This window comes from Vulcanisaeta sp. JCM 14467 (genome assembly GCF_001316245.1).
Classification (GTDB): Archaea; Thermoproteota; Thermoprotei; order Thermoproteales; family Thermocladiaceae; genus Vulcanisaeta.
Genome location: NZ_BBDM01000010.1, coordinates 1 through 20,329 on the forward strand (window position 1 = coordinate 1; position 20,329 = coordinate 20,329).

Below are 20,329 nucleotides of genomic sequence, written 5' to 3' on the forward strand. Positions count from 1 at the left end.
GGGCGTAGCCGAATATGTTCGTGAAGTCGAAAATCCCCATGCCCAAACCCCTGTACCCTCTCTCGGTTAGGTCTGTTATCATGGCCAGCGTGGATACGAGGACCAGGGCTGCGCCGAAGCCCATTGCCCCGTTGAACAGGGCCGTGGCCAGTGGGTTTCTAAGTAGGGCTATTGCCATGTATATCAGTATTACGAATATTAATATCCAGGTGTAGCCCAGTATTAGCGTTAACCTCCTACCCAGCCTATCAGCCATGTAACCCGCCACGAAGGAGCTCAAGGCCTCAACGAATGGGTAGGAAGCCAGTATTAAGCCGATCATTATGTTATTACCTGGCGATAGGTAGGATATTAGGAATGTGTTTGCTCCTGACCCGATCCTAATCATTAGTATTGGTAGGTATGGTAATAACGACTTTCCGCTTCTCATTTGTGTTAGCGTGATGCTTAATTCTTATTAATATTAATTTTAAGTAGTGGTTCCTGATATGGGTACTATACAATTGATTGATAGGTATTCGAGGCAGGTGGCGGTCATTGGTAGGGAGGGTCAGGAGAAGTTGTCGAAGGCTCATGTGGCTGTTGTTGGTCTGGGCGGCTGGGTACCCTGGTATCTATGTACCTTGTTGGTGCTGGTGTTGGGGAGCTGGCAATAATTGATTATGACACGATAAGCCTTACGGACTTACATAGGCAATTACTATATAGGGAGGAGGATATTGGTAAACCTAAGGTCGAGGTTGCGGCGAGGAGACTCCATGACCTTAATTCAACTGTCAGGATAAGGCCCGTGAATGAGGCATTAACTAATGAGAATGCGGAGGAGGTTCTTAAGGATGTTGATGTTGTGGTTGATGCGTTGGATAATTGGTTGAGTAGGCAGATACTTAATGAGGCCATTGTCAGGTTGAGGAAGCCCCTGGTCCATGGTGCGGTTAATGGTTGGTATGGCCAGGTATCGACTATAATACCTGGCAAGACGCCCTGCCTTTATGAGTTGGTCCAGGTTAGGTCGTTACCTCAATGTGTTGGTTACTGCCCAGTTGTCGGTCCCGTGGTTGGTGTTGTGGCTTCGATAGAGGCTACGGAGGTCATTAAGTTAATAACGGGTATTGGCGAGCCCCTGGTCAATAAGTTGTTGATTATTGATGGTAAGAACTGGGTCATTGACGAGATTAAGCTTAGCAGGGTTGAAAACTGCCCAGTTTGTTCAAGGTATCTTAAGGAAAAATAATTTTAAGGGATTAATTATCGGGATAATTGCTCATGAGGAGGTTCCTAACTGCATTATGGGCTAAGCTGATTAACAGGCCGTTGGCGCTATGCGATAGTGGCGATGTTGATGGGATAACTAGCGCCGCACTATTCCTGAGGAAGTACCCAAACGGTGTTGTAGTTCTTGCAGCACCCAGCGAGGTTAATAAGTCTTGGTGGATTAGGTGGTTCTTCTGGACCTTCGTGGCCGACCTGCCATGCCCAGGTAAGGTCCTCATGAGGGCTGATCACCACAGGACCAATAAGCCCTGCGCTAAGGTGGAGTTTTATGACCCTGAAGCGCCCTGCTCAGCCCTCATGGCCATGAAGGCCCTAAATCTCGAGAATGACTCAGTGGCTAATAGCCTTGTTAAGGTTGCCATTGAGACTGACACTGCAAGCATATCGAGTGAGGAGGCTGAGAAGCTTGACCTAGCCGTTAGATTTGCATCATACCCTGAGAAGATATTCATTGCCAGGAGCCTTGCGGTTAATGGGCTTCAGGCATTGAGTAATCAAAGGATTGGTAAGTTAATTGAGAGGGGTTATAGGGCTAAGAAGCTCATGCTCGAGATCGCCAATAGAATACCGATTAAGGATATAATTAATATCTACAGCCCCATTGACCTCGGCATATCCTATAGGCAATTAACAATTGAACTACAGCATAGGGGTGCTAAGATGGTCAACATACTACTTAGGCTTAACAGGAGGACCTTCAGGTACTACTGCGGTGCCGATAAGGACAGTCCATACGACTGCACACGGGTAGCCACCAGGCTTGGCGGTGGCGGTCATAAATACGCCTCAGGCGCTCAGTATAAATCGCCGTTCTTCAACCGAGTAAGGGTATTGAGGCCTTCGTAAATACGTTAAAGGCCTACCTGAATGTTGATAGGCTCGAGGTTCTCGAACTGGCTAGGGACTCCGTAAGAACCACCACGTATTAATGTCAGCGCTTTGGACCATCGTCACTAGTCAGTGGCTACCATTATCATCACCACCCGTAGTACCTAATTACTGAGTGGCGAAAGTTCTTTAAATGTGTGTTTTCATGGTTATGGCGGGTTTCCTTGGGCAGGGTCATCGTTATTGACCACCCATTAGCGCAGGCAATCTTGACGACTCTCAGGGATAAAAATACGAAGCAGATCGAGTTTAGGAAAGGCCTCGTCAGGCTTGGTAGGTTGATGGGTTATGAGATTGTGAAGTCAATGGACGTGGAGACGGTGGAGATTGAGACACCACTCGGCGTTAAGGCTAAGGGTGTTAGGATTAGGGACCTTGACCACATAGTCATTATTCAAGTACTTAGGGCCGCCATGCCGCTGGTTGAGGGCTTAGTTAAGATATTTGCGAATGCCAGAATGGGCGTTGTCAGTGCCAGGAGGGTTGAGGAGTCCCATAAACCAGGCTCACTGGATTTCGACATAGAGATTACCTACGTTAAGGTCCCCAAGATATTCGAGGACGACATGTTAATAGTCGCGGATCCAATGCTCGCGACGGGTTCCACAATAACCTCGGTCCTGAAGCACGTACTTAAGTACGGGATTCCCAAGAGGACGATTATAGCCAGTGTCATAGCCACTAAGTATGGAATAGAGAGGGTACTTAGGGAGTACCCATTTGCCGAGATTTACACGGTGGCCATAGACCCTGAAATAAACGAGAAGGGCTACATAGTACCTGGGCTGGGCGATGCAGGGGATAGGGCCTTCGGCGGTCCTTAAACCATGCCCTGATTACGTGATGAGACCTTGCTCATTACGTAATTCAAAGCCTCATTAACTAAACCCTTCTTAGCCAGTTCATTGAACGCCTCATCATTATCCAACTCCATGTATAGGCTCAGCCTAGCCCTTACGTCGTTCACGACCTCCTTAAGCTTGTTCTTAACCGCATACCAAACCCTGGCCATGTTCATCAACTCCTCATCCTCCCTAAGCATGTTCATTATCCTATCAAGGGTTTTCCTAGCGACAATACCGCTAAGTCCCTCTGTCGTTACTGCAATCCTAATGCCATTGATCTCGCTCTCAAAGGGGACCACGACCTCGGTCTCCTCGGCATTCGTGGCATCATTAAAGAACTTTCGCATGTCCCTAGCTAACTTCCTAACTGTTTCATTAATTGTTGGGTCATTTGTTGCAATAACCACCAGGTCAGCCCACTCAATATTCCTCCTAAGCAGCTCCTCATCATGGGCATCACCCTGATAAGCTCCACCTTACCCTGCTCAGCATAACGAAGTAACTCATTACTGAACTCGAGGCTCAACACCCTAACATTGGCGCCTGCGAGGAGGAACTTAATGGCCCTCCTCGTACCAACACCACCACCTCCAATCACCAACACATTCCTACCGCTAAACTCTATGAAGAGTGGTACCCTCACAAGAACTTAATTGCCGGTCTCAATTATTATTTTTACTTACACTTCTCAAATGTAAGGTCTCGAGGGCTAAATCCCTAATCCTAATAATCGTATTGAGTGAGGATAATTCCTCATCAACACTCAAATCAGCTCTCTCAATGCTATCCCTAATCCAGGCACAGTCGCTAATTAATGAACCACGCACAGCCCCAGGCACGTTGGACCTAGCCAGCTGCCTAATGATATTATCGCCATTGAATCTAACAATCAACTTAGGATTACTAACAGTGTCCATGTCAAAACCAAGCATTATGACCAAGCCATAATTACCCCTCCTAAGTAATTCATCAATGATTCTCCTAAGTCCCAATGGATTACACGGTAAATGCCACCTTGGCATCACCACCTCAACGCCAGACTTTGCAAGTAGTACTGCCAGTAACGAATAAAATTGAGGCTTAACACTCGGTGGTGGTAACAATAATGCACTACCATTTATGGTCCTTGGCCTAAAGATCATGACACTATCATCAATGAGTACTTGATACTCACCACTATCGAATATCTCGATCATTAGTGGGCGCATTAATGCGATGCTTAATAGCATTACTTCCTGAGGAATTCCTCAAGCCTAGCCTTAACCTCAGGCTTCAAAGACTCCTCGGCCAATGTATTCAATAACTCATCCCACCTACTACTAACCTCACTGATTAGTGAGGATATGATCATCCTCTTAATCGTTTTATAGACACCGTGCGGCACCGCACCCATCTTATTAATGAGCTCGAGGGATACTTTCAACCCCTCATCAACATTATCGACAACCTTATGCACGAGACCCCAATCAACAGCCTCGTCAGTGCTAAGCCTAAAGTCCCTGTCGAGGAAGAATCTAGACCTGAGCATGCCGAAGAGGTATGGCGCGAAGGCTGGAGTAACAGGCACAAGCCCATACCTAATGCCGGGCAGTGAGAACTCGGAGCCCCTAATGGCGACGACCTGGTCAACGAAGTATAGGAGTTCGGTTGCGAACCCGTAGGCTGAGCCATTAACGAGGGCCACCACGGGCCTCTCGCAATTGGCTACTGTAATTACCAAGTCCTTAATTGCCGTGAAGTACCTCCTGGACTCCTCAATCGTCTTGAAACTATAAATCTCGGCTAAGTCAAGACCTGCGAGAAGACCCTACCCTCACCAGTGATTATGACACCGCTATAATCCCTGCAGCCCAGAGCCACTGTATCCTTGGTTCTCAAAGTCAATTCAAGGTTGAATGCATTCCTCTTTTCAGGCCTATTCAGCTTCACGATTAATGAATTCCCCATGGGTGTTGTAATTACGGAATTCATAGCCTTAATTCACAAATAATGACTTAATAATAACTTAACCTATCTAGTTCCCAAATTACGAGTAATCCTTATAAATGCACTCAAAGACGTGGTGAGGGCATCTTGGCATACCCAACGGACAGGGTTGAGGCTGTAAAATACGACGTAAAAAGAGGCCAGGTTGAATTAACCAAGGGGTATCCGGAGGAGAAGTTTCTATGGAATGTTGATTTTCACCCAACGCCAATAAGGAAGAGGAATTGGGATTGGTACACCTACGCAGCCATTTGGTTCGGCATGGCTTCATAGTACCCAGCTGGTCACTAGCGAGTGTTGGTCTGTCCTTCGGCCTGGGCACTATTGATTCAATACTACTCGTGCTCCTGGGCAACGCAATAGTCCTTATACCAATGATAATACAAAGCCACGGCGGTGCTAGGTATGGCATACCGGAGCCCGTGCTCACCAGAACCAGGTGGGGAGTCTATGGCGCAATGTTCCCAAGCTGGGTTAGAGCGGTCATTGGGGCTGGTTGGTGGGGAATAGAGAGTTACATAATGACCGAGGCAGCCGTAGGCATATACGCAATACTGACGCATAGGCTCGACGTAATAGAGAGCTACGTAGCCAGGGGCATTGCAAGCCCATACACACTGAGCCTAGCTTTCCCGCAGGTCTTTTGGGCTACCTTCACGGCAATAATACTACTGCAAGTGGCGCTGCTGTATTTCTCGCCAGTACCCGAGGCACAGCCGGCCCTCAAGTGGTTCGCAAGGCTCACTGCGCCCCTGGTGCTCCTAGGCTTCATACTACTCTGGTACAATTTCATGACCATGTCCCACTGGAGCATTGGGCAGGTACTCTCGATAAGGCCCACAGTCACAGGGATTAATTACTGGATTGCGTGGTTCGCCTTCCTAAACGCTAACATAGCCTTCTGGGCGACAATGGCACTTTCAATGCCTGACTACACCAGGTTTGCCAAGAGCCAGTTTGCGCAGACCGTTGGTCAAATACCCATGCCATTCATGATGCTTGCAATAGCATTCCTCAGTGTCATGACGACAGGGGCCATGGAGCAGGTCTACCACGTAGCCATTTGGGACCCAATACTCGCAGCCACACTATACTTAAACCCGGCAATGGCCATATTCATAAATGCATTATTCCTACTGGCCACATTCTCCGTGAACGTATTTGCAAACACCGTGGGCCCCGCATATGACTTCGCAAACACATTCCCAAGGAAACTCACTTGGTTCAGGGGAGCACTTATTGTGATCGCCGTCTCGATAATACTAGGTGCATGGACGTACTACGGCTCGGCATATGGCTACCTATACAACTGGCTCCTGACTTATGGCGGGTTACTGGGTTCCGTGGAGGGTATCATAATCTTCGACTATGCATTAATAAGGCGCTTTAAGTTCGAGTTAACAGACGTGTTCTGGAGCAGAGGCAGGTTTAGGTATTGGAGGGGTATTAATCCGGCCGCCTTCATAACCTTCGCAATCGTGGAGTTCATAATCTATGCGCCGTTCATACCATACCACGACATAGTATTCAGCAACTCCTGGCTCCTATCCTTCCTACTCTCAGGTCTAATATACGTACCACTCATGACGCGTTGGGTAATACCCAAGTACCAGCCAGAGTTGAAGGGTTCAATATTTAGGGGAGGTTATGTGAGTGATGAGGTGATGACGGTATTTAGCAGTAGAAATACATAGGACTATTGTGTCATTAAAATTAAAGCATTAAAATGACTTCCTCGGTATTACCTTGGTTCCAATTATACCCCTAATTATGTCCCTAGCCCTACCCAGCGGCCCTATGTACGCTGCCTTCCCACCATTCCTTATGAATCTAATTGCTGCCAGAACCTTTGGACCCATACTGCCCGGTGGGAATTGACCCTCATTGTAGTATTTCTCGAGTTCGTTAACGGTGATTTCCGTAAGCCTGGTCTGGTTAGGCTTCTTGTAATTAATGTATACGTAATCAACGTCAGTCAGTATCAATAGGTAGTCAGCATTGATTGCATTGGCCAATACCTGGCTTGCCAAGTCCTTATCGATGACAGCCTCAACACCCCTAACCTCGCCATTACTAATCACCGGTATTCCACCGCCACCCACCGCTATCGGTACGTAGCCCTCCCTCAATAATAACTTTATTAGATCAAGCTCCATTATGCCCATGGCTCTGGCGATGGTACGACCCTCCTAAACCCGCCACGTGCATCCCACTTGAATATCCAACCCCTCTCCCTCGATAATTTATCCGCGGTATTCTTATCATATACGGGACCTATGTATTTAGTGGGGTTTTGAAAGGCTGGGTCATTTTTACTTACTATTGACTGTGAGATGACGACGACAGGCTCCGCCGAATACCCCGCCGCATGAATTCATTAATCAGGGCATTAGCTATTAGGTAACCCATCCAACCCTCGGTGGCCGCGTCAATCATGTCAAGACTCAGGTAATCGCCAACCCTTTCAGCCAGTAATCCTGCCTGTGGCCCATTACCGTGGGTGACAACCACGCTAAAGCCCTCCTCAATCATATCCACAACATCACTCGCCGCAAGTTTAACCCGCTCCCACTGCTCCTCAGGTGAACCAACCTGGCACCCTCCTGGCGAAGGCATTCCCACCCAGTGCAATTACGGCAAGCACACATTAAAGCCATTATACGTATTTAAATTTATTTCGTATTATTATACGTACTACCCGCCATGTATATACTTAAGTATATGCATACTTTATTATTCCTCACCTGATATTGTTGTAATACAACCGTATTCTCCATGACGAAAAGTATTACTTTTAAATATTGTATACGACGTATACGCTAGATGCTCAAGAAGATAGGTGATGTAATGCATTTATCCATGATGGGAGGTTCGTAATTAAATTATCGCTAATGCCCCCGCTCGGTATTACGGTGTATGACTATGCAATGAAGAGACTGGGGGTTCTCTATGACATTATTGGTCCCGTGAATTCACCATACGGCTTGGTCAAGCCTGACCCTCAATTATCGAGGCCCGAGGACTTCGTGGGTAAACCAGCATACGTTAGAGATGTAGACTTAAGGAGAAGGGCTAGGGGTGGTGGTCATGGTCACGGCAAATAAGTTGGTCAAGACCGAGAGATTTGTATGCCCTAACTGTGGCTCCACGGACATAGTCTTTGACCCAGAGAGGGGTGAGTTGGTCTGTAGGCATTGTGCTGGTGATTGAGGAGCACGTTATGGACCTGGGGCCTGAGTGGAGGGCATTTAGTGGTGATGAGGCTCTGGCTCACGAGAGGGCTAAGCCAATAAGCCCAGCATTGCCTGGGCAGGGTCTTGGTAATTCGGTTATTGGTATAAAGCATAACCTAATACTTCATAATAAGTTAAGGGCTCTGATTAGGCTTAATAGGTATAATCAGTATCAATACACGGAGAGGAGGATTGCCGAGCTCCTCGACGTTATTAAGCCCGTTAAGTATGAGTTGAACCTTCCCGATAACGTGATTGACGAGGCCATGGTACTCTTCAGGCAGTTAGCTAGTAAGTATGACCTTAGGGGTGTGAGGACCAAGGACCTCGCCCTAGTACTGCTTTACGTGGCGTGTAAGAGGTCTAAGGTTGTTTGCCCACTCCGTGAGTTAAGGAATGCATTGAATGTTGAGAGGAGTAAGAGGATTAGTAGGTTGCTTGGCCTTGTTAGGCAGGTTGTTGGTAATGGGGATGTCGTTATGAAGAGTCAGGAGGAGCTTGGTAGATTTCTCCAAAGGGTGATTAATGTGCTTAAACTTAATGAGGACATTAGGTACCACGTGACTAAGTTGGCCATGGAGATCATCAATGAGGGTCAACGTAAACGCCTAACCAACGGTAGAACGTTTTATGCATTGGTAGCTTCCGCAGTTTATATAGCCGTAACCCTGATGGGTGTTAGGAAGAGACAGCGTGATGTTGCCGAAGCCTCCGGCGTGACTGATGTGACAATTAGAAATCGCTATAAGGAGGTTGTATCTAAGATAAACATAGTCATTGAAGTGTGATTCTTTGGGGCATTGATTTAATTCCACGTTAAAAATAATTAATTGTTTAAACCTTAATTTAGGTGTCGTGAGGCAAATAGTCACGATAGTGTGATTAGAAATTTTTAAAGGGATGCCCTTTAATGCCTTTGTTCGTGGGTAGTGACGTATCTTCATTAATTAAGGAGTTGAGTGATAAGGAGACCAGGATCCTTGAGGAGATTTACAGGGCTGGTGGTGAGATAATGCTTAGGGATATTTGGAGGGTCATGGGCATTAAGAGTAAGGCCGGTATGCCCTTCATAAATAAGCTCGAGAAGAGGGGCTTGCTCGTTAAGGAGAATGTTGGTAGTGGTAAGAGGGTTATGTACAGGGTGAGACTGACGGAGCTTGGCATGGCCGTGGCTAGGGAGTTGACCGAGGCTGGCTCATTAATGAAGGTGCTCACTTACGACCTATTGACTAAGATACCCTGCTTCTACTGCCCATACATAGACATATGCGGAACAACCGATGAAATAACACCTGAAAAGTGTGAGTACCTTAATAAGTGGATTTATGGGATGATTAGTAGGGGAGGTGCTCGGTAATAGTAAAATTAAATTAATCACCACATCAGTACTAGGTTGATGTCCAGGGAGTTGTACAGGGTCTTCATTGCCGTAGACCTGACGGACCAATTGAAGGAGCCAATAATCAAGATGCAGAGGGACTTCATGGGCGCCGGTGTTGACATGAAGCCTGTGGAGCCAGAGAACCTACACATAACCCTGAGGTTCATTGGCGAGATTAGTAGGGACCTTGTTGAGGAGTTGAAGAAGAGACTCAGCAACGTTAAGTATAACCAATTCACAATCCACATTAGGGGCATTGGGGCATTCCCAAGCATAGATAGGCCTAGGGTAATTTGGGTAGGCATTGAGGAGGGTGCCAGGGACCTGATGAACTTGCATGAATTAATAATGAAGCTCACGGGAGACGTTGGCGAGAGGGATGAGAGGGGCTTCGTACCTCACCTAACCGTTGCCAGGGTTAAGTACGTGAGGAATAGGGATAGGTACATGGAGGTTGTCAGGAAGTACGAGAATATGGACTTTGGGACTCAACTCGTGAATGAAGTAAAGCTGAAGAGGAGCGTGCTCACGCCGAAGGGACCCATATACAGTGATTTAATGACGATAAAATTATCATAATTTCAAAGCACCACTATGTAGAATCACCCGCCCACTCCTCATTGATGTTACGAGCATCCACAGGAAGAAGAGGATTGATACCAGGAACAAACCAACGCCAACCAAGTCCCTATGCAGGACTAGGTCTATGGGCCTAATCAACCTTATGAACAGCAGGAGGCTATTGAGGTTATCAAACCAACTATCGCCATAACCCTCGGTTTATATAATCATTACCCTCATATGTATGTTCAATGAACATACAAGGACCGCGGGGTGCATTATTAAAATCCTAACTCACAGAGACGTAACGCTTATATTCCTCATTATGGCGTGAGTAAATATAATGTCTAAATTACGGGCATTGATCATTGCGGCAACAATACTGGTCGCCCTAACCCTATTAATTACCTACGCTAACCTATACTTAAGTCCACTACCTTACACATGGTCAATAGGCGACGTGAATTACCTAGCATCAGTAGCCCTCTGCGGTAATTACGCCGTGCTCGGCTATGTAAACGTGAATATCGCCCCAGGTCAGTTCCAGAGGTTCTTAATAATTAACCTAAGGACAGGGCACGCCATAACAATACACCCATCATTAATAACTAATGCATCATCCTTAATTCCCCAAATGGCGGTTAATTGTAATAACAATATTATAAACATTGTTTATACATGTATCGGCTGGAACAACCTATTTAATAACAATGTAGTTGGGTTATGCCTAACTAAAGTTAATGCTAGTAATGGTGAGGTTATGAGTCAGTACTTCTTAAGTTCTATTTATGGCAATAAGTCCGTGATTAAGTACTTAGGTTTAAGTGATGGTTTAGTTTATGACATTATCAATGATAGCGTTTATATAGTTTTACCATTTATAGATACATATAAGGTTAATGGAACCAATGAATTTAATAAAGCTGAATATGCTGCCATTAACATGACATGCGGCGACTTAGCTAAGATTTTGATTAGAAAGAATGGCACGCTAAGTATTGCTTGGGAAACACCCATGCACCCATGTATATTTGAAATGGGATGCTCAGATGGGCGTTGCAGCCCTATGGTTGATGCGATTAATAATTATGTGGTCTTTGTTTATGAAGCCCTTAACAATAGCACTGGGGCAGGTTATGTAAGGTTGGTCCTCATTAATGACTCAAATGGCGCCGTAATCTATAATGCCAATGTTACGGGCATGAGTTCGATAATTTCATCAACGATGATTGGCAACACCCTACTCTATCCCTGCGAAGATTCCCTCTGCGGTATGGAAGTTATGAGTAATGGTACAAGATCGAAGTTCATGATCAATGGATTAAACGGTACGGTATTCAATGTGGATAATTACGGCCTAGTGCTTACCCAAAACTACAGTGGTGTTTCAATGGTAAAAATAAGTGGCAATGGCTCTATTATCGGAGGTATGGACATACCCATTAATTTACACGCTGAACTGGGTGAGTATTGTTCACGCCTTAACTTAATGAGCAATGGCATCGCATTATTGGCGGTATACCCATGTAGTATATCCTACGGTGTTTACGGCTATAGGGAATTATTAGCGGTTATAAATGTAACCAGTGGCTCTGTAATACACCGAGCCATTAGAACGTTAAAGATACCCATAATAAACACGCCAAGCTCCTCCTCCATATTTTCCATGGTTATACCAATAACGGCAAGCAACAAATACGTCATTTACTACTTCAACGGTCAATTATTTATTACGAATGAAGCACAACTAATTAATGATTGGTGGTATTACGCCCTATTTGACAATACATATTTGGTAATGGCGTTATGGGTTATCACCCTAATAATGATTATAGTCACCATTATTAGTGTAAATAATGGAAAGTAAAAGACCTGGTTTTACTGGTGCGGGGGGTGGGATTTGAACCCACGCAGGCCTTCGCCAACGGGACCTAAACCCGTCCCCTTTGACCTGGCTCGGGCACCCCCGCAAAATCAATACTCATGTCCTTGATTTATTAATTTTTCGTACGTGTCTCTCATCGATATCTATTCGATAATTAAGAATGGTTTTTAAAGGGGTTATGCACCTTGTGGGTTTCGATGGACCCGATATCACTATCTATAATAGTACTGGCACACTGGCTACTTAACCAGCCGGTAGTACCTGGCGAAGACTCGTATCTAGTATTCACGGTGTTTAACCCAACCCAGGCCTACCTATTCAACATGACCATAATCATAAACTCCTCGTTGATAAAGCCCATCTACTACGTCAACTCCTCATCCAACTACTGCCAAATACCCGTCGTACCTCCTGAGGGTAATAGTTCATGCGTTGTCTATGTGCAGGTTGACCCTAATGCGTCAATGGGTATTTATCAGGTTCCGGTGACTGTTAATTACACGGAGGTTAACATAACGACTAGTGTTAAGCCATTGATTGTTTATCAGACGATATCTATACCCGTCACCACGCTTGTGACTACGACGTTGTACAATGGTGAGCCGGTCATAACTGGTGTTAAGACGGTGCCGGTCACGATACAGATACCGACTGTGATGGGTTCAATACCATCAATATCAACATCGCAATCCTCAGAGAGCGTGAGTACGAACGTATCCATACCCATACTTGGTTATGTTGGTTTTGAGGCTACGGCTATGATAGGCACGCCGGATAACGTGGTTCAGGCGTTACCTAAGTCCTACGTACCAATAACGATATACCTAACGAATTATGGGAATACCCCGATCTATAACGTTACGGTTACCCTACTATCAGCACCACCACAGCTCAGCATAGTGAACACAACGCAGCACCTACCGGCCCTACCGCCTGGCCAACCCGTGCCACTTACGTTTTACGCATATGTGCCTACCTACATACCTCAGGGTAATTACACGCTTACGCTCAGGGTTGATTATTTCACGGGCGTTGATGACGTAATCAACGCAACGCTTGTGGTGCCTCAGGAACCATCGTTTACATACAGTCCATAGCCACAAACCCACCCGAGGTATTCCAGAGCTACCCAATGGCCCAGTTAATACTGAGTATTGCCAATATTGGTTCTGGGATTGCTTATGATGCCGAGCTTTACATAAATGGTACGGGTGCCTCACCATTAGTAAGCATGCCGTTGATACTTGGTGCAATACCGCCGGGTCAGCCAATACAGTTAACAGTGCCCGTAAGCCTACCGAGTAATCCAGGTAATTACACGATGAACATAACCGTGACCTACGACGGTGGGTCAACGACTAGGTACTATCAATTAGACGTAAGGCCCAGGGCAAACCTAGTGGTTGTTGGTGTTAGTTACCCACAGCCACCAAGTCCAAGCCTATCAAACCTTGGTGCATTACTTAGCACGATTACCTCACCAACGCTATCGCCCGGTGCCTCTAAGGTCCCCATTACAATAACAATATTGAATGAAGGGCCTGTGGAGGCTAAGAACATAATGGTGACGATATCAACGGGCCAGGTAATACAACCACACGTATCATCAAGCAACCCACTATCAGCACTCACCGCATCCCAGGCATTTATTGGCGACTTAAAACCTGGGCAGGAAATAAACGTCACATTCCTAGTAGATGTTGACTCGAACGCGAGGCCGGGCAACTACCCACTAGTGCTTACGCTCATATGGAATCAAACAGGCTCCCTCTATCCATTGACGGAGTCCGTGACCACATACGTAACTGTGGAGCCAGCTCCTAACGTGCTTCTCTGGATCGTCCTCATATTGATAATTATAGTGATAGTGATTGGGATAATCGCCGCGATAAGGAGGCGTAGGCTTGGTAATAGTAATAGCCGTGGAATACAAGCGTCCTACGGTAATCAGGGGCCAGGTAATTACCAGGGTAGGTTGGTTTATTACGAAGTGCTTTGCGGCGGTGATGATAGGTGCGTAGAGGTGGAGTTAGTGTAGAGGGTGAGTATGACGTTGCCTATGCATGGAGGCAACCGCCATATTAGTCACGTTAACGTTAGTTGTCATGTACACCGAGGGCATGTTAGTGCCGTCTTTACCAACTATTCAAAAGGACATGAACATATCCGCCGCTGATGCCTCCTGGATACTTTCTATATACATACTCATGGGTACGCTATCCTCAGCAATAATGGGCAAGCTAGGCGATATGTATGGCAAGAAGAGGATGCTCATGATAACGATGATTATATACACAATAGGCGCCCTAATAACTGGCTTCTCCACGAGTTATGGAATGCTCCTGGTGGGCAGGGCATTGCAAGGGGTCGGCATGGCAATGATGCCCCTGGCCTTCGCCCTAGTCAGGGAGGAGTTCCCGCCACGCATGATACCACAGGTCCAGGGATTAATAAGTGCCATGTTCGGCGTGGGCATGGCCGTATCACTACCCCTGGGCGCCTACGTTTCGCAAACCCTGGGTTGGCAAGCCACGTACCACACGGTCTACCCATTCATTATAATTGAGGACCTGATGGTTTACTTATACATTAGGGAGAGTAGGGTTAGGAATCCACAGCCAATTGATTGGGTAGGCTTATTCCTACTCTCAACATCTCTTGTCAGTGGTTTAATAGCTGTCACTGATGCGCCGACTTACGGCTGGACAGACCCATTGATAATATCCATGCTCGTGCTCTTCATATTGGGTTTTGGCGTGTTCGTACTTTACGAAACAACGGTTGAGTACCCCCTCGTCCCAGTAAATCTATTGAGTAACAGGAATGTTTTAGCAGCTAACATAGGTGTTGCCCTGGCGGGTTTTGCCCTATTCCTAATGGCCCAAGCCCTAACCTACCTACTTGAGTCGCCTAAACCACTTGGTTATGACTTATCGATTTTGGATGCGGGTATCATGATGATACCAATGGCTGTTGTCCAGATGATAGTTGCGCCAATAGCTGGTAGGGTAATCACGAACATAGGCGCCAAGAGGCTGGCAGTAATTGGTGCCTCAATAGCCATAATCGGCTTGTTAATGCTCACGTACACATCATTTTATGGTTTATCATACGTGATAGGTTCAATGTCCATATTGGCAGCTGGGATAAGCATGGTTAATGTAGCCGTAATAAACATCCTAGTATTCTCCGTGGGCAGGAAGAATATGGGCTTAGCCACAGGCTTAAACTCCGTGTTCAGGAACATAGGTGGTGCCTGGGGCCCAGCGGTGGCTGGTTCATTAATGAGTATGTACCAGGCTCGGTGCTTATTTCGTTAAAGCCACTACTCTGGATAGCGCTGCCTGCCAAGTTCTCCTACCAATTAATGTTCGTAATAACCACGGCCCTCTACATAATGGCTATTGTGGTGATTATTACGTTAACGCGTGAGATATTCGTGAAGGGTGAGATTAGGGCGTTGGAGGTTTAGGTGCTTGACCAACCAATGAAGTAGTCCCAACCCCTATACCTAAGCAGGGAATCCTTAAAATAAACACCACTACCCTCCTCAACCGTTGCGAAGGATTTAAAGCCGAGTTTCTCAAACTCGGGTGCGCAGTCCCTTCTTATTGAGAATATTGGTAGGAATTCCTCACCACCGTTAAACACGATTTCCTCAACATTAAGATTACCAATTTCGCTTATTGAGTTGAGGAAGTCCTCAGTCACGGGTAGCTCATTAACGGTAATCCTCACCTTGCCATTCACCGACATTGTCCAAAGTACCTTACCAAGCCCATCACTCGAATCCATGCTAGCAGAAATACAATCCCTATACCGCAATAAGTCATTTAATAGGCCAATTTCCAACCTGGGTCTCTTAATCATTTCAATTCCTTCCCTAACAACCCTCAGGTCAACCCACCTATCTAATTCATTACTATAGTATAGTTTAAAGACGAGGCCTGTATAGCCAAAGTAGGGCTTTGTCGCGAGAACATCGCCAACCCTAGGCCTCCTACCTATAATGCCCGCCAACGGTCTACCCACAGCGGCAACATCAATTACATCATCGAGACCCTCATTTAAGTCACCACCCAGGTACTTCATGCCCAGGTAACTAGCCCCATCATTAAGTCCGTTAATTAATTCCTTAAAATCATCAATGCTTGAACTACCCCTCAATGTTATCGAGACCACGGCGTAAAGCGGTTTACTAAGCTTCACGAGGAAGTCACTGCCCACCGCAGTCATTACCTTCCAACCCATGTCGAAATAGGTCATGAAGGGCATCCTCGACGTTGACAGTGATATACCATCAATCTTAATAGCTAGTGTAATGCCATTAACCTCAATAAATTCCAAGTCATTATCCTCAGTCGAACCAGTGATACTCCTAATAATGTTTATTAGGTTTGTCTCGCCAACTCCCCTCAGTGAGTTTCCAGCCCTCATTTAAATGGGAATTTATTTATTGCATATATAGGTGTTGGTGTTGAAGGTTTTGATAATGGCTTATTGGGTAACCTCCTCAAGGAATTTTAATACATCCTCAGGACCACTACTCTGCTTGATTAACCCCCAAAGCTTGGAATCCTTGCATAACCTATACCTAACCACGCTCCTACTACTATCAACCTGAAGGTAACCTAAATCGCTCAATTGCTTAAGTACATGCTTAACCAACGTGAGAACCACAGGTATTGCCTCATTGAATTCCGCATACTCAAGGACCTTCTTAGGCGTGAAGCTCACGCAGGTACCCCTGGCATACTTAACGGCTACCCAAAGTCCTCTTGCAACCAATTCTTCGATTTTCTTGAAGTCAGCGTAAATGTTCGTTATCTGGGTCATTAAGTAGACGTAGACAGCTGGATTTAAAGGGTTCATGATTAAGTACGTATACGTAATAGCCCTGTATATCCAGGCATAAATATGTAATAAATATGCCTGTACTTATGGCTATCGATAGTGCACGATTACTTACTCACTAGCTTTATAAATCGAGTATAACCATGCGGGGGCCTATTAGTAGTAATAGGGCGATTACTGAAAGGGCAGCTATAATTGCTGATACGAGTAGGTTAACATCCTCATTCTCAAGGTCGTAATTACCCATGATCCTCACGGTCCTCTCGCCGCATACGTGAACCTCCCTATCGGTCATAACACCACACCTAGGGCACCTATACTTAGGCTGGAGCAAAGCCCCAAAGACGCTATCAAGAACCTCGCCTAGGTAACCAAGGATTAAAACGATCACGGCAAGTAATGTATTAACCGAATCTATAAACCCCAAGGACTTAAGCAGGTATTGGATCCCCAGGTACGTGAGCGCTATTGCGGATGATCCGAGGAACGAGCTCAGCTCACCAAGTAACGTAACGCCGCCGGACACGCCTGGGTCAACGGTCATCCAGGGCTTTGTGATCAACCTAGCCTCGACTTACTGAGAACACCCAATTCTGAGGCCCAGGTATCCGCATTTGAATAGGCTATGCTAGTCATAGCGCCGTAGAAAGTAATTGGTACATTGATACATCGCGTGCGAAGTACGCCACTCCAGCCAGCAACGCCAGCGTGCTTGGTACAAGGCCGACAGCCAATACCTGCTTCCAATTCCTCCCCTTCACATCCTCGGCAGTACCGAGTTCTTCCTTCTTCTCAACACCAAGCTTAGTGAGCGCGCTTGAACTGCCTAGGAACACTATGAATGGTAGTATTGACGACGGCCCGCCAAGGAGTATCATGAAGCCGACTAGCACTGACGGTATGACGGCATCCCTGGTTATCACCCTAATCCTTAATGCAGCGTAGGCCAACACTATCGATATCATTAATGCCACAATCACAATTATCAAATACGTAACCACCATATCAATAGTACTCATGATTGCTCCATGCATCAATTAAATGCTCGATAAGGTTTTTTTAAGTATTATTTCAATACTTATTGAGTCCTAGTCGTGGTCGGCGGGTTTGCTTATGATGATTCAGAGTTACGCGGATTAATGACGAGAACATACCCGGCTGAGCCTTCATCACTTTTACAGCACTAGGAAGAATTAGGAATTATGAAGAAAAAGATATTTATATTAAAGTTTAGTTGTGGGCTTCGATGGGTCGTAGGAGGAAAAGTCGTAAGAAACTAATGCTTAGGCCTAAGAAGACGTTGCCAAAGATATTCACGTGCCCACACTGCGGCGCGCCGTTAGTTAATGTGAAGATTGATAGGAAGGAGAGTAAGGTATTGGTTAACTGTGGTAATTGCGGTCTTGAGGCGGAATTCAACTACATACCTGGATTACTCCCTGTGGATTACTTCAATAAGTTCGTCGATCTCTACTACCAGGGTCAGATAAAGCCGAAGAAGGAGGTGACGGTATCATTATCGCAATTAACAACCAAGACAAATCCACTACTTAGTGAGGAGCAGGAGATGCAGGAATCAACAGAACCCTTTAGTGAAGGCGGTGAGGAGTTTAGTGAGGGTGGGGCTGAGGAGGTTTATGGCGAGGAGGGCGAGTACACTGAGGATACTGAGTATACCGAGGAGTGATGCTTAAAATCCGAGCATAAGCTTTCATCCAATGGGTGTTAAGGATTACTTACTTAGGCGTATTGCTGAGGTTGGCGCAATACACATGACCTTACTCGACCCAGATAAGGTCACTGCAAGGGAGTTCAGAGAGTTAGCGTTGATGGTTCAGGATTATGGCAGTGATGCTATCATGGTTGGTGGTTCCCTAGGTATATCTGAAGGTCAACTTGATGAGTATTTAAGCGCCGTCAAGGGTTCGTTAAAGATACCCGTTATTTTATTTCCAGGTAGTGTGGCGAACCTCAGTAGGTATGCCGATGCCGTATTCTTCCTCAGCGTGCTTAACAGCGCGGATCCATATTTCATAGTCGGCGCCCAAATACAAGCTTCAGTTCTATTGTTGAAGAGGTTTAGGAACCTTGAACCCATATCCCTAGCCTACATTATAGTTGGTGATGGCGGTGCCGTTGGTTATGTAAGTAATGCGAGGCCAATACCCTATGAGAGGGATGACATAGCACTAGCCTACGCATACGCGGCCCAGTTAATGGGATTCGACATGATTTACCTAGAGGCTGGTAGTGGTGCTCATGAACCTGTGAGGCCAAGGATGGTTTCCAGGGTGAAGCAATTGGTCAGTAAGCCTTTGATTGTTGGCGGTGGTATTAGGGATCCTGAGAAGGCCGCTGAGTTGGCCCTGGCCGGTGCCGATGCCGTGGTTACTGGCACGATAATTGAGGAAAGACCTGAATTGGTTAAGGACATTATAAGGGCCGTCCATGATGGCGGGATTACGAGGAGGAGAGGATTAGAGAGGAACTAGGAATTTTAGAATTATCACTATTACCGAAATGGCGATACCGATGAAGATCACTGCCTGCGGACTTAACTTAATCCTCTCGATTTCCTTAGCCTCATTAAACTTAACCAACCCAGCGGCTATGAATGGTGACATCCCAGATGTTCTCCTACGCCTGGGCATTGATTATTAACGTAATGAGGGAAATAAAAACTTAACTCAATATATAAATTCATGCTATCAGACTCAATGGTTCGATGTGAACACGTGAATCACGGCCAGGTGGGGGTTTAATCATTGAATTACCGTTTGGATCCTCAATGATTATCCTAAACCTGAAATTACCCTGGAGCGCCATCCTGACCTTATCCTTAAACTCCCTCAACCTGCGCATACTCTCCTCATTATCCTCATTCAGGACCTCCATCCTCTCGGCAACGTCGAGCATCCTCAGTAGTAGGCCCTCGACTGTCGTTATCATGGCCTCAGCATCAGGTCCTGGGTCAATGTCAAAGCCAAGCTCCGGGCTACTTATCCTAGCCGTCCTAGACCTGAATATGTAGGTCCTATATACATCCACATCATCCACAACCTCGTAGATTATCCTTGACGGGCCTCTGGAGTTCAGGTACTGAATATCAACTCTCCTATAGCCGCAGTAATCGCATTGATTACTATATAGTATTAAGTCACCGAAAGTTGGGTCATTATATAGGATCTCTACAACGTGGAGACTCTCCCTACCGCACACAGGGCACTTCTCAATTCCAGTATAAAGCAACTTGCCATGAACACTCAAGTCATTACTATTCATTAGGGTTCACGGTTCAGCCCCTATATTTAAAACATTATTATTTAAGGGCATCAACAGGGCATTCCAACAGTATTCGTACTTGCGCCTAATCCCATCCTATGGTCATTGTTGTTCACGGTTATGAACAATGAGTACGTGA

The 20,329-nt window shown here is 46.0% G+C and carries 28 protein-coding genes, 1 tRNA gene and 3 pseudogenes; 17 read left to right on the plus strand and 15 right to left on the minus strand.

Features of this window, described 5'->3' with window-relative positions; translation table 11 throughout:
- A partial coding sequence (locus JCM14467_RS09535) for an MFS transporter (RefSeq protein ID WP_252901291.1) occupies window positions 1-430 on the minus strand: 430 nt, incomplete at its 3' end.
- A gap of 58 nt (window positions 431-488) precedes the next feature.
- Here JCM14467_RS09535 and JCM14467_RS09540 point away from each other — a divergent pair.
- The 3 genes and pseudogenes from JCM14467_RS09540 to upp all read left to right on the plus strand — a co-directional run bounded on the left by JCM14467_RS09540 (window position 489) and on the right by upp (window position 2,987).
- Window positions 489-1,234, plus strand: a pseudogene (locus JCM14467_RS09540) (HesA/MoeB/ThiF family protein).
- A gap of 32 nt (window positions 1,235-1,266) precedes the next feature.
- Window positions 1,267-2,121 (plus strand): Fis family transcriptional regulator, encoded by an 855-nt coding sequence (locus JCM14467_RS09545; RefSeq protein WP_252901292.1) that lies wholly within the window; start codon window positions 1,267-1,269, stop codon window positions 2,119-2,121.
- A 206-nt stretch (window positions 2,122-2,327) separates the two neighbouring features.
- On the plus strand, window positions 2,328-2,987 hold the full coding sequence (gene upp / locus JCM14467_RS09550) for a uracil phosphoribosyltransferase (protein WP_054849959.1): 660 nt from the start codon (window positions 2,328-2,330) through the stop codon (window positions 2,985-2,987).
- Here the strand turns inward: upp and JCM14467_RS09555 are convergent.
- The 5 genes from JCM14467_RS09555 to JCM14467_RS09575 are packed head-to-tail and all read right to left on the minus strand — an operon-like array spanning window position 2,984 to window position 4,979.
- Window positions 2,984-3,415 (minus strand): precorrin-2 dehydrogenase/sirohydrochlorin ferrochelatase family protein, encoded by a 432-nt coding sequence (locus JCM14467_RS09555; protein WP_252901293.1) that lies wholly within the window; start codon window positions 3,413-3,415, stop codon window positions 2,984-2,986. The genes upp and JCM14467_RS09555 overlap by 4 nt on opposite strands.
- Complete coding sequence (locus JCM14467_RS09560) at window positions 3,364-3,651, minus strand: NAD(P)-dependent oxidoreductase (protein ID WP_054849961.1); 288 nt, start codon at window positions 3,649-3,651, stop codon at window positions 3,364-3,366. The genes JCM14467_RS09555 and JCM14467_RS09560 overlap by 52 nt, the downstream gene beginning before the upstream one ends.
- 19 nt (window positions 3,652-3,670) lie before the next feature.
- Window positions 3,671-4,204: a hypothetical protein gene (locus JCM14467_RS09565; RefSeq protein ID WP_054850052.1), complete on the minus strand. Its 534-nt coding sequence runs from the start codon at window positions 4,202-4,204 to the stop codon at window positions 3,671-3,673.
- 32 nt (window positions 4,205-4,236) lie between these two features.
- Entirely contained in the window at window positions 4,237-4,785 is a 549-nt protein-coding gene (locus JCM14467_RS09570) for an enoyl-CoA hydratase/isomerase family protein (protein ID WP_342765525.1), read from the minus strand.
- A gap of 5 nt (window positions 4,786-4,790) precedes the next feature.
- Window positions 4,791-4,979: an enoyl-CoA hydratase/isomerase family protein gene (locus tag JCM14467_RS09575; RefSeq protein ID WP_054849963.1), complete on the minus strand. Its 189-nt coding sequence runs from the start codon at window positions 4,977-4,979 to the stop codon at window positions 4,791-4,793.
- A 102-nt stretch (window positions 4,980-5,081) separates the two neighbouring features.
- On the opposite strand from JCM14467_RS09575, the gene JCM14467_RS17685 reads away from it, so the two are divergent.
- Complete coding sequence (locus JCM14467_RS17685) at window positions 5,082-5,267, plus strand: hypothetical protein (protein ID WP_252901294.1); 186 nt, start codon at window positions 5,082-5,084, stop codon at window positions 5,265-5,267.
- Window positions 5,246-6,688 carry a cytosine permease gene (locus tag JCM14467_RS09580; protein WP_252901295.1) on the plus strand — a complete coding sequence of 481 codons (1,443 nt, stop codon included), beginning with the start codon at window positions 5,246-5,248 and terminating at the stop codon, window positions 6,686-6,688. The genes JCM14467_RS17685 and JCM14467_RS09580 overlap by 22 nt, the downstream gene beginning before the upstream one ends.
- A gap of 27 nt (window positions 6,689-6,715) precedes the next feature.
- Here the strand turns inward: JCM14467_RS09580 and JCM14467_RS09585 are convergent.
- Window positions 6,716-7,638, minus strand: a pseudogene (locus JCM14467_RS09585) (carbamate kinase).
- Between the two features lie 247 nt (window positions 7,639-7,885).
- Here JCM14467_RS09585 and JCM14467_RS09590 point away from each other — a divergent pair.
- The 5 genes from JCM14467_RS09590 (at window position 7,886) to thpR (ending at window position 10,187) form a co-directional block, all read left to right on the plus strand.
- Window positions 7,886-8,098 carry an H/ACA ribonucleoprotein complex subunit GAR1 gene (locus JCM14467_RS09590; protein WP_252901296.1) on the plus strand — a complete coding sequence of 71 codons (213 nt, stop codon included), beginning with the start codon at window positions 7,886-7,888 and terminating at the stop codon, window positions 8,096-8,098.
- Window positions 8,082-8,204, plus strand: a complete 123-nt coding sequence (locus tag JCM14467_RS17690) for a TFIIB-type zinc ribbon-containing protein (protein ID WP_252901345.1) — start codon at window positions 8,082-8,084, stop codon at window positions 8,202-8,204. The genes JCM14467_RS09590 and JCM14467_RS17690 overlap by 17 nt, the downstream gene beginning before the upstream one ends.
- A complete protein-coding gene (locus JCM14467_RS09595) occupies window positions 8,170-9,015 on the plus strand; it encodes a transcription initiation factor IIB family protein (RefSeq protein WP_252901297.1) in 846 nt (281 codons plus the stop codon). The genes JCM14467_RS17690 and JCM14467_RS09595 overlap by 35 nt, the downstream gene beginning before the upstream one ends.
- Before the next feature lie 134 nt (window positions 9,016-9,149).
- A complete protein-coding gene (locus JCM14467_RS09600; protein ID WP_054849964.1) occupies window positions 9,150-9,584 on the plus strand; it encodes a MarR family transcriptional regulator in 435 nt (144 codons plus the stop codon).
- A 39-nt stretch (window positions 9,585-9,623) separates the two neighbouring features.
- A complete protein-coding gene (gene thpR / locus JCM14467_RS09605; protein WP_054849965.1) occupies window positions 9,624-10,187 on the plus strand; it encodes an RNA 2',3'-cyclic phosphodiesterase in 564 nt (187 codons plus the stop codon).
- Here thpR and JCM14467_RS17695 read toward each other — a convergent pair.
- On the minus strand, window positions 10,182-10,328 hold the full coding sequence (locus tag JCM14467_RS17695; RefSeq protein ID WP_252901298.1) for a hypothetical protein: 147 nt from the start codon (window positions 10,326-10,328) through the stop codon (window positions 10,182-10,184). The genes thpR and JCM14467_RS17695 overlap by 6 nt on opposite strands.
- A gap of 184 nt (window positions 10,329-10,512) precedes the next feature.
- Between JCM14467_RS17695 and JCM14467_RS09610 the strand changes: the two genes are divergently transcribed.
- Window positions 10,513-12,036, plus strand: coding sequence for a hypothetical protein (locus JCM14467_RS09610; protein WP_054849966.1), 1,524 nt, complete (start codon window positions 10,513-10,515; stop codon window positions 12,034-12,036).
- A gap of 15 nt (window positions 12,037-12,051) precedes the next feature.
- Here the strand turns inward: JCM14467_RS09610 and JCM14467_RS09615 are convergent.
- Window positions 12,052-12,139, minus strand: a tRNA-Leu gene (locus JCM14467_RS09615).
- Window positions 12,140-12,251: 112 nt separating this feature from the next.
- Here JCM14467_RS09615 and JCM14467_RS17700 point away from each other — a divergent pair.
- Genes JCM14467_RS17700 through JCM14467_RS17710 form a run of 4 tightly spaced genes read left to right on the plus strand, consistent with a single transcriptional unit; the run spans window position 12,252 to window position 15,526 of the window.
- Window positions 12,252-13,151 (plus strand): hypothetical protein, encoded by a 900-nt coding sequence (locus JCM14467_RS17700; protein WP_252901299.1) that lies wholly within the window; start codon window positions 12,252-12,254, stop codon window positions 13,149-13,151.
- 35 nt (window positions 13,152-13,186) lie between these two features.
- Window positions 13,187-14,092: a COG1361 S-layer family protein gene (locus tag JCM14467_RS17705; RefSeq protein ID WP_252901300.1), complete on the plus strand. Its 906-nt coding sequence runs from the start codon at window positions 13,187-13,189 to the stop codon at window positions 14,090-14,092.
- Window positions 14,093-14,117: 25 nt separating this feature from the next.
- Entirely contained in the window at window positions 14,118-15,374 is a 1,257-nt protein-coding gene (locus JCM14467_RS09625) for an MFS transporter (RefSeq protein ID WP_252901301.1), read from the plus strand.
- Window positions 15,359-15,526 carry a hypothetical protein gene (locus JCM14467_RS17710; RefSeq protein WP_252901302.1) on the plus strand — a complete coding sequence of 56 codons (168 nt, stop codon included), beginning with the start codon at window positions 15,359-15,361 and terminating at the stop codon, window positions 15,524-15,526. The genes JCM14467_RS09625 and JCM14467_RS17710 overlap by 16 nt, the downstream gene beginning before the upstream one ends.
- Here the strand turns inward: JCM14467_RS17710 and JCM14467_RS09630 are convergent.
- The 4 genes and pseudogenes from JCM14467_RS09630 to JCM14467_RS17725 all read right to left on the minus strand — a co-directional run bounded on the left by JCM14467_RS09630 (window position 15,523) and on the right by JCM14467_RS17725 (window position 17,942).
- The gene (locus JCM14467_RS09630) at window positions 15,523-16,491 is read right to left on the minus strand and encodes a thiamine-phosphate kinase (RefSeq protein WP_054849967.1); all 969 of its coding nucleotides are present in this window, start codon (window positions 16,489-16,491) and stop codon (window positions 15,523-15,525) included. The genes JCM14467_RS17710 and JCM14467_RS09630 overlap by 4 nt on opposite strands.
- A 60-nt stretch (window positions 16,492-16,551) precedes the next feature.
- Complete coding sequence (locus tag JCM14467_RS09635; RefSeq protein WP_252901303.1) at window positions 16,552-16,890, minus strand: hypothetical protein; 339 nt, start codon at window positions 16,888-16,890, stop codon at window positions 16,552-16,554.
- A gap of 142 nt (window positions 16,891-17,032) precedes the next feature.
- Window positions 17,033-17,470 carry a DUF92 domain-containing protein gene (locus tag JCM14467_RS17715; RefSeq protein WP_252901304.1) on the minus strand — a complete coding sequence of 146 codons (438 nt, stop codon included), beginning with the start codon at window positions 17,468-17,470 and terminating at the stop codon, window positions 17,033-17,035.
- A pseudogene (locus tag JCM14467_RS17725) lies at window positions 17,467-17,942 on the minus strand (DUF92 domain-containing protein). The gene JCM14467_RS17715 and the pseudogene JCM14467_RS17725 overlap by 4 nt, the downstream one beginning before the upstream one ends.
- Window positions 17,943-18,154: 212 nt before the next feature.
- Between JCM14467_RS17725 and JCM14467_RS09645 the strand changes: the two are divergent.
- Both JCM14467_RS09645 and JCM14467_RS09650 read left to right on the plus strand, forming a co-directional pair.
- Entirely contained in the window at window positions 18,155-18,595 is a 441-nt protein-coding gene (locus tag JCM14467_RS09645; RefSeq protein ID WP_054849969.1) for a hypothetical protein, read from the plus strand.
- 31 nt (window positions 18,596-18,626) lie between these two features.
- Window positions 18,627-19,400 (plus strand): geranylgeranylglyceryl/heptaprenylglyceryl phosphate synthase, encoded by a 774-nt coding sequence (locus JCM14467_RS09650; RefSeq protein ID WP_054849970.1) that lies wholly within the window; start codon window positions 18,627-18,629, stop codon window positions 19,398-19,400.
- Here JCM14467_RS09650 and JCM14467_RS09655 read toward each other — a convergent pair.
- Window positions 19,386-19,559: a preprotein translocase subunit Sec61beta gene (locus JCM14467_RS09655; protein WP_054849971.1), complete on the minus strand. Its 174-nt coding sequence runs from the start codon at window positions 19,557-19,559 to the stop codon at window positions 19,386-19,388. The genes JCM14467_RS09650 and JCM14467_RS09655 overlap by 15 nt on opposite strands.
- Window positions 19,560-19,608: 49 nt before the next feature.
- On the minus strand, window positions 19,609-20,190 hold the full coding sequence (locus JCM14467_RS09660; RefSeq protein ID WP_054849972.1) for a ZPR1 zinc finger domain-containing protein: 582 nt from the start codon (window positions 20,188-20,190) through the stop codon (window positions 19,609-19,611).
- Window positions 20,191-20,329: the final 139 nt, after the last annotated feature.